The following is a 1,477-nucleotide window of genomic DNA, read 5'->3' as shown; positions in this document are numbered from 1 at the left end:
TCCTGCGTTACTTGGAAAGATGGCAGGCTCACACCAAGCAGCACATCCCGGACCAGGCCGGAAACTACCGCCAGATACCAGAGGCATATGCCTACGGGCTGCCCGCCATGCAGACGCAGCACACGTGTATCCTCCTGCAGGACATCATCGAGCATTGCAACCTGCGCTGCCCCACCTGTTTCACCGCCTCCGGCCCGCAACTTCAGGGAATTGCGCCGCTTCGCGAAGTGCTCGCGAATATCGACACCCGGCTTGCCCGCGAAAACGGGCGGCTGGATGTACTGATGCTCTCCGGCGGCGAGCCGACGCTGTACCCCCACCTGGCCGAACTTTTGGATGAGCTTGTCGCCCGGCCGATCGTACGGATCATGGTGAACAGCAACGGCATGCTGATTGCCACTGACGACGACCTGCTCGCGCTGCTGGCCAAACACCGGGACCGGGTAGAGGTGTACCTCCAGTACGACGGCCCGTCCAAGGAAGCATCCGTCCACCACCGCGGCGGGGACCTGACCCGGTTCAAAGACATGGCCATCGCGCGCCTGTCCGAGGCCGGTGTGTTCACTACCCTGACCATGACGGCGGCCCTCGGCGTCAATGACGGCGAAGTGGGCGCGGTCGTTATGAGGGCACTGGAAACCCCGTTCATAGGCGGGGTTGCGCTGCAGCCGGTGTTCGGTTCAGGTCGCGGCCACGGCATCGACCCTATGGACCGGCTCACCCACACAGGTGTCCTGGAGCGGCTCGCGGAGCAAACCGGAGGGGTGGTCTCATGGCACGACCTGACGGCACTCCCCTGCTCGCATCCGCATTGCGCGTCTGTGGGCTACATGCTGAAGGACGACGCGGGCACCTGGCGGTCGCTGACAGCCCTCATCGGGCACGACCAACTGCTCGCCTGGCTGGAACTCAACCCCGACAGCATTGCCAACCGCATCGCCGACAGCGCCATCCCGCTTGAGCTCCGCAACCTCATAAAGACTTCCCTGCTGGACCTGCTCAGCGAACAGTCCTCGCTGTCCCACCCACGGACCATGGACCTCTGGAAGAACATCTGCACCCAGTGCGACCTCGGCATCGGCACCCTTACCACGCTGGCCGCCGGTAAGCTTCCGGGGCAGCAACAGCGGTTGCGCCGGCTCCTCGCCGAACGGATCACCCGGATCATGGTGAAGCCCTTCATGGACATCTCCACCCTGATCGAGGAACGGCTCACGCAATGCTGCATCCACGTGGGCACAAAGAGCGACACCGGCAATCACCAGTGCGCTCCGTTCTGTGCCGTTCAGGCATGGCCAGCCTTGGCCAGACAACGGATCAGCACAGCAACGGGCACCGGGTTTCTCCCGGTCCGCCAAATCTGAACCAGGAACTAAGGAGGGATAATGGGCTCCGCTTCCGATGCCCGGCGCATCGCCGCCGGGCCTTCGCCGTCGCATCTGGTGCGCGCCAAGCACGCCGCCCGGCACGGACACCG

1 protein-coding gene is annotated in these 1,477 nt (G+C 64.3%); it reads left to right on the top strand.

Annotated features, from left to right (window positions below):
- On the top strand, positions 1-1,364 hold a 1,364-nt coding region (locus tag AC5RWX_RS33270; protein ID WP_494100423.1), incomplete at its 5' end, for a radical SAM protein.
- Positions 1,365-1,477 lie beyond the last annotated feature (113 nt).

The sequence above is a fragment of the Arthrobacter sp. SPT-J7 genome, from assembly GCF_059089965.1.
This window is presented reverse-complemented; position numbering and strand designations above follow the sequence as displayed.